Raw genomic sequence first — 6,998 nt, forward strand, 5'->3', positions numbered from 1 at the left:
GGGTTGATCCTGCCCGGCTGTCGATCTCCGGCAGCGGGCCATGAAACTCAGGGTGTGGACGATTGCTGCCACACCTTCCGGTCTGATCTGGAGCCTTTGTCAAAACCGCTCCAGATGGTCCTTGCTCTTGAATGGTATTGAACCGTCAAGGTGCGTCTGCACTCCCTCGCAGACCTCTGCGGTTGTCATCAAGGGCCATGTCTGCAAGCCTGCTCGGCCCTGCTCGTCATCTCGTTGCATAGCGTCCACCAGCCTCCTTGGGCGAGCCCCTCTGCGTCTCGTGTATCACGCGCGGAAAATATTTATTGACTAAAGAAGTTATGCCGATTAATTATATTGCGCGGTAGACGCCTAGCGGTTTTAGGTGGATCCGTCTCTCTAGGCTGCGCAGGATGGATCAACCATGCCTGCGCCGACATCGCTAGCCACGCCTGACATACAAGAACAAAAATGCAGGAGGTTTCCGATGGGGGTAAATGACAGGCGCGGGTATGACGAACCTGTAGTTGCTGGACTATCATCGCGGCCCCAGCATGCAACCCGGCGGTGTGCATGGCGGGGCTGTTGTGCAACCTTGACCACTGTCTTCGGCCGGCAAGGCCGGCGGGTTCGTCTCGGATGGCTGGCCTGGCTGATGCTGCTGGCGTCCTCGCTGGTGATGACGCCGGTCTTCGCGCAACCGCGTACGGTACGCATCTACAACTGGATCGAATACTTGCCGCTCGAGGTGCTGACCAGTTTCGAGCGTGAGACGGGCATTCATCCAGAGTACACCCAGTTCGACACCGTTGAGGCCATGGAAGCCAAGTTGCTGACTGGTAATTCCGGCTATGACGTGGTGTTTCCCGGGACCTCCAGCCTCGGTAAGTTGGTGGTGGCCGAAGCATTCGAGCCGCTCGAACGTGACAAGCTGCCTCACTGGCACCACCTGGATACGTCCTTCATGAGCGGTTTGGAGGTCGCCGGTGATCCGGGCAATCGCTACGCCGTGCCCTATCTGTGGGGTACCACGCTGATCGGCTACAACGTCGACAAAGTACGGGCCGCACTGGGCGATGGCGTGGATCTCGACACCTGGGACCTGATTTTCACCCCTGAACATCTCGCCAAACTGGCCAGCTGTGGGGTGGGCGTTCTCGATGCGCCCGGCGAGATCCTCCCCATCGCCCTGTATTACCTGGGGTTGGATCCCAACAGCCAAAATCGTCTCGACTACAAGGCGGCGCACCAGGCGATGGCACGCATCCGACCCTCGATTGGCTATTTCGATTCGACGCGCTACGGCGTGGATCTGGCCAATGGCGATATATGCGTGGCAGTCGGCTGGTCCGGCGGCTTCATCCTTGCGCAGCAACTGGCCGAGGCCGCAGGGCAGGGCGTGCGCATCGAAATGGCGCTGCCCCGCGAGGGTGCCCCCATGTGGACGGACGTCATGGCAATCGCTCGCAAGGCGCCCAACCGTGAAGAAGCCCATGCCTTCATCAACTATATCCTGCGCCCGGATGTGATTGCGCGGATCAGCAACCGCATCGGCTACCCCAACCCGAACAAGGACGCCACCGCGCTGGTCGACGCGGCCATCCGGGGCAACCCCGTCATGTATGTCCCGCCGGCGGCACGGCAGACCTTGTTTACCCTGGAGCCGGCCAGCGCGCCCATGGAACGAGTGCGGGCGCGCATTTGGCGAACCCTCAAGAGCCGTGATGCGGAACGTTCCTGCGCGGCCGCTGACCAGGAATGCACGCCATGAACGAGTGTCAGGGATCTTATCCACCAATCCCCGGTCTGCAGCCGGTCATGAGCATCAACGCGTTGCTTGCCGACGGTGAAACGCTGGGTCATTGCGTCGAGGGCTACCGCGTCAACTACCCGATCATCGGTGGTCATTTCACTGGGCCACAGCTCAAGGGCACGGTGCAGCTGTTCCTTGGTTGGCAACACTAAGGTTGCCCTTTTAACGACGCTGAGCGGGAGCGGTGCTGATGACGTTACGTGCGAAAGTCATCCTGCTGGTCGGGGTGTGCCTTGGACTGCTGGCGCTGGTGGTGATCGGTAGCTCTGTCAGTGAGATGCGCGTGCTCAGCCGCCAGGCCGAGCAGCAGGCGTCAGCCAGTCTGGGCGTCTCCATCGACGCGCGGGTGAACGAGTCGGTGCGGTTTCAGGCGGCCAGTGTGCAGGCATTCTTTGTCGATGCCCTGCGGGCCGGTGAGCAGGCAGCGGCGGAAATTGAGCGGGTGGTGGCCTTGGCCCACCGTGTGCCGATCGGGGCTGCACCGCTGCGCGAGCACCTGACAGCCCAGATCAGGTCGATCCTGGATGATAATCCGGCGCTGCTTAGCAGTTATGTGGTGTTTCTACCCGATGCCCTGGATGGAAGCGATGCGGCGTTCATCGGCCGCACGGCTAGCGGCAGCAACGAGCGTGGGCGCTTTGCGCCTGTGTGGTTTCGCCAGGGACCGCAGGCCCTTGAGCAGGTCGCTGCGGCGGAGGAGACGCTGATCGACGATGCCCCCATGGCCGATGGCAAGCCGGCGCGCTCCTGGTTTGACTGTCCCCAGCGCACCGGGGCAGCGTGTCTGCTCAGCCCCTACCTGGACAGCACCTCGGGAAAGCCCTTGCTGTTGACCAGTCTGACCCTGCCGGTACGTATCGAGGGGCAGGTGGTGGCGGTACTCGGGATTGATATCCAGCTGGAGCAGCTGCAGGCCTTGGCCCAGCGCACCCAGGAGGCCCTGCCTGGAGGGGCGGTATGGATCCTCAGCGCCGTGGATCTGGTCGCTGCCGCGACCACCGATGCCAGCACCCTCGGGCAGCGCTGGCAGCCACCCGTAGCCCTGGAGCAGGTCGATGGCCGGGCAGATGTCGAGGCCGAGCAGACCTTTCGCCCCATTCCTACCGCCGAGCCCTGGCGGGTGAGGGTGCAGGTACCGGCCGCGCAGGCCTTTGCACCGATCAGCGCACTGCAGAACGCTCTGCGTGATCAGCTGCACCACGCCATCCGGCTGGAGCTGATACTGGGCGGGGTAGTCAGCCTGCTCGGCCTGCTGCTGGTGGGGTTTGCCTCGCGCGCAGTGGTGCGCCCGCTGCAGGGCATGGCCGTCATGGTCAATGAACTGGTCGAGGGCGAAGGTGACCTGTCACGCCGCATTGCCTACACGCGGTGTGATGAGCTGGGCGCCGTGACCCGGGGGATGAACCGCTTCCTCGACGTATTGCAGCCGATCATCGCCAGCGTCAAGGCTTCGATGGAGACGCTCAGCACGGCGGCGGTTCGGTCCGCTGCCGGTGCACGGGCCAATCTCAATGCCATGGAACGCCAACGTGGGGGCATTGATCAGGTTGCCACTGCGATACACCAGATGAGCCTGTCCGCCCACGAGATCGCGCGCGACACGGTGTCCGCGTCCCTGGCCACCGATACCATTCTCAGAACTATCGAAGACGGCACCGAGCTGATTGAGCGTACCACGGCGATCGTCGCGCGGCAGGGTGAGGACCTGGCGGCCACCAATCAGCAGGTCGGCACCCTGTCGCTCAAGAGCGATCGCATAGGCGTGGTGCTCAGCTTGATCCGCGACATCGCCGAGCAGACCAACCTGCTGGCGCTGAATGCGGCCATTGAAGCGGCACGTGCAGGTGAGCAGGGGCGCGGTTTTGCCGTGGTGGCCGATGAGGTGCGCAGCCTGGCCCAGCGTACCCAGGATTCGATCCAGGAAATTCGCAGCATCATTGAGGCGCTGCAGGGCGATACCCAATCGGTGGTGCAGTCGATGGCGGTCAACCAGCACCAGGTCAGCGAGACCGGACGGCTGTTCGCCGAGCTGGTCGAGTCGCTGTACGGGGTGGGCAGCGGGGTGATTGAAATTGCCCGGATGAACGGCCAGATCGCCAGCGCCGCAGAGGAGCAAAGCGCGGTGGCCGAGGAGATCAATACCGCGGTGGAGCGCATCCGGCTGGTCAGCGACGAGCTCACCGAGCATGCCCGTGCCTCGGCGGACGATACGCGGGCAGTGGGGGAGCTGGTGATGGTTCAGGGGCAGTTGCTGGCGCGGTTTCGCGCCTAGGGCGATTGACCGGCCACTATCGCGGTGGCAGCCGCGATAGTGGCGTTGAGGCGCAACGCTCGGCGGCCTTGACCACGAAAGGGTACGCCGGGGCAGGGCGGTTGCCAGTGTCCCTCGCTACGCCTTGTGCGCTGCCATGCCGTAAAGGATCAGCCCGGAGGTCTGGCGCACCAGCTTGCGGTGAGTCTCGAGATCGAGCGGATCGCTGCTGGTCAGGCGCAGCATCTGCAGATGCGAGTAATCGTTGAGCAGGAACGCGGCGAGGTCGACATCCAGGTCGGCGCGCAGCTTGCCCGCGGCCTGCAGATCGCGCAGCAGTCCGGCAATCTCCCCGCGGAGGGCGTCATTCATGCGCCGATAGCCGTCGGGCAGGCCGTTGTGCCCGCCGCCAAGCACGTGCAGCAGCAGCTCACGCCAGATTGGTGCAGGCAGCATGGCCAGGGCCTGGTCCACCAGGACCTTTTCCAGGTAGCACAGGGCATCGAGCGGGTCATCCATCTCGGCAATGTGCTCGCGTGCCTCTCTCAAGGCGCGTTCGTCGCCTTTCTGCAGCATCTCCAGCAGGATTTCCTGTTTCGAACCGAAATACTTGAACACCGTTGGCGCGGACACGCCGGCTTCCTGGGCTATCTGCTCGATGGTGGTGTTCTGGAAGCCCTGGCGCTCGAACAGCGCCACTCCCGCCGTGCTGATGGCCTGCCGACGCATCGCTTTCTGCCGTTCCCGAAGACCGCTCACTGTTTATCCCTGTTGGTTGCCGCCGTTGTGCGTGGAGCATAACGGCTGGCGCTTTGTAATGAAAATATTTTATTGACTTAACAAATTAAGTTGGTTAATTATTTAGTTACATCTGCCGCGTGCAGAGCTCCTGTCAGGATTGAAGCTTTATGTCACTCAGCCCAAATTCCCCCGCCGCCCTTCAGTTGGGCCGACACTACGCCGATGCCCATGAAGCGCTGCTCGCCGACTCGCGCCATGACACCTTCATGGCCGGCTTTCCGCCGCCCGAAGCACTGCGCGTGACCTGGCACAACTGGATGAGCCCGCCGTTCAATAAGTGGGGTTTCCGTCACCTTGCACGACTGCGCCCGAGTATCTCCGTCGCTGCCGGTAACGATGCGGCGAGCGCCTTGCCCGAGGCCGTGGAAGACCTCGGTGGTTTCAGCTTCGAGAGCGTGTGCGGGCTGTCCGTGCGCCTCGACGAGCATCTGCTGGCCAGCCACACCGATGCCTTTATCGTGCTGCATCGCGGCAAGGTGAAATACGAGCGTTACTTCAACGGCCAGACGCAGAATGACCGCCACACCATGTTCTCGGTGACCAAGTCGCTGATCGGTGTGCTGGCCGAGCAGCTGATTTGCGACGGCGTGCTGAATCCCGAGCTGGCGGCCAGCCACTACGTGCCCGAGTTCGCTGGTAGTGCCTTTGCCGATGCGACCGTGCGCCAACTGCTGGATATGGCCGTGAGCATCGAATACACCGAGCGCTACGACGATCCGGCCTCGGAGAGTTCGCAGTTCGGTTACGCCTGCGGCTTCCAGCCGGCACCCCCGGCTTACAGCCAGTACGCCTCGCTCTACCAGTACCTGCCATCGTTGCGTAAACGCGGCGAACACGGCGGTTTCTTCCACTACGTGACCGCCACCACCGAGGCCCTGGCCTGGGTGATGGAGCGTGCCAGCGGGGTGGCCTGCCCCGAGTTGCTTGCCCGCGTATGGGGGCAGATCGGCTGTCAGCGTGACGGTTACTTTATGGCCGATCCCTGGGGGCGTGGTGTTGCCGGTGCAGGCTTCAACGCTACCGCACGTGATATCGCGCGCTTTGGCCTGCTGCTGGCCAACCGCGGTGTGCATGAGGGACGCACAGTGCTCGATCCGCGTGCGATCGATGCCATCGCCCAGGGCAGCGATCCGGCGATCTATGCCGCCAACGAGGAGTTCAGCGCCTGGACCCCTGGCGCGTCGTACCGCAGCCAGTGGTACGTGTTCAACGATCACAGCCCGGCCCTTATGGCATGCGGCATCAACGGTCAGTACTTGTTCGTCGATCGCGAGGCCGATCTGGTGATCGTCAAGCAGTCTTCGCTGCCGGAAGCCATCAGCCTCTTCGACCCCGATAACGTACGCGCCCTGCGTGCACTCGCCCGCCATTTCGCTGGCTGAGTAGCCGAGCCGACACAACAAGAAAAACCGCTGGCAGGTCGAGTGCCTGCCAGCCCTACGGCGGCGACGGTTGTCGCCCTACAACTGCCCTGTAACACAACAACAATCATCCAGGAGCAACCCATGATCCGAGCACGTTTTACCCCCTCATTGCTCATAGCGTTAGCCTTGGGCAGTCCGCATGCCCTGGCTGGCTACGCCTTCCAGGAAGGCGAGCTCACCGGCGAAGTTAACCTCACGGCTGGTGGTGCTTCCATCTCCACGCGCAACGTCAACTTCGGCGTTGGCCGGGTCGACATTCGCAGCGGCGAGAACACCGGCACCCGCGCCGACTGGCAGGAGGCCTATGTCAAGCCCGAGGTCACGTTCAACTATGCGCTGAACCCGGACTTCGACTTGCTCGGCGGTGGCTCGGTGGTAGCCGCGCACACCTTCGGCGACGGCGATGCCGGCGGCTTCACTCGCAGTTCCGACGACCGGGTATCGGTGGAAGAGGCTTATGCGGGCTTTCGCGCTGGCGAATGGCGCTTCACTGCTGGCCGCCAGAATTACATGATCGGCAATGGCTTTATCGTCCAGGACGGCAACCTCGACTTCCTTGACGATGGCGCCTTCTGGCTGGCCCCGCGTTCCGCGTTTCGTGACTCCGCCGTGCTCGGCTGGGGACGCGACGCCCTGTCGGTGCAGGCCTTCAGCCTGCGCACCGACGATCATTTGGGTGACTATCGTATGACCGGGGTGAACCTGGACTACGAGCTGCCTGATGTTGCGA

At 62.9% G+C, this 6,998-nt stretch carries 5 protein-coding genes and 2 pseudogenes; 6 read left to right on the forward strand and 1 reads right to left on the reverse strand.

Annotated features, from left to right (window positions below; all coding sequences use genetic code 11):
- Positions 1-634: 634 nt before the first annotated feature.
- From ABZE94_RS18995 to ABZE94_RS19010, 4 genes and pseudogenes are all read left to right on the forward strand, one after another.
- Positions 635-1,750, forward strand: a complete 1,116-nt coding sequence (locus ABZE94_RS18995; RefSeq protein ID WP_372877429.1) for a polyamine ABC transporter substrate-binding protein — start codon at positions 635-637, stop codon at positions 1,748-1,750.
- Positions 1,747-1,944 carry a DUF3237 family protein gene (locus tag ABZE94_RS19000; protein ID WP_372877424.1) on the forward strand — a complete coding sequence of 66 codons (198 nt, stop codon included), beginning with the start codon at positions 1,747-1,749 and terminating at the stop codon, positions 1,942-1,944. Before ABZE94_RS18995 ends, ABZE94_RS19000 begins: the two co-directional genes overlap by 4 nt.
- 125 nt (positions 1,945-2,069) lie before the next feature.
- A pseudogene (locus tag ABZE94_RS19005) lies at positions 2,070-3,206 on the forward strand (HAMP domain-containing protein); the annotation flags it as partial.
- Between the two features lie 102 nt (positions 3,207-3,308).
- Complete coding sequence (locus ABZE94_RS19010) at positions 3,309-4,064, forward strand: methyl-accepting chemotaxis protein (protein WP_372877431.1); 756 nt, start codon at positions 3,309-3,311, stop codon at positions 4,062-4,064.
- Positions 4,065-4,181: 117 nt separating this feature from the next.
- Here the strand turns inward: ABZE94_RS19010 and ABZE94_RS19015 are convergent, their stop codons facing one another.
- The gene (locus ABZE94_RS19015) at positions 4,182-4,802 is read right to left on the reverse strand and encodes a TetR/AcrR family transcriptional regulator (RefSeq protein WP_372877426.1); all 621 of its coding nucleotides are present in this window, start codon (positions 4,800-4,802) and stop codon (positions 4,182-4,184) included.
- Positions 4,803-4,951: 149 nt separating this feature from the next.
- Between ABZE94_RS19015 and ABZE94_RS19020 the strand changes: the two genes are divergently transcribed.
- Together ABZE94_RS19020 and ABZE94_RS19025 are read left to right on the forward strand one after the other, a co-directional pair.
- Positions 4,952-6,226 carry a serine hydrolase domain-containing protein gene (locus ABZE94_RS19020; RefSeq protein ID WP_372877428.1) on the forward strand — a complete coding sequence of 425 codons (1,275 nt, stop codon included), beginning with the start codon at positions 4,952-4,954 and terminating at the stop codon, positions 6,224-6,226.
- A gap of 123 nt (positions 6,227-6,349) precedes the next feature.
- Positions 6,350-6,998, forward strand: a pseudogene (locus tag ABZE94_RS19025) (hypothetical protein); the annotation flags it as partial.

The organism is Pseudomonas sp. (assembly GCF_041601375.1).
In the GTDB taxonomy this organism is placed as follows: domain Bacteria; phylum Pseudomonadota; class Gammaproteobacteria; order Pseudomonadales; family Pseudomonadaceae; genus Aquipseudomonas.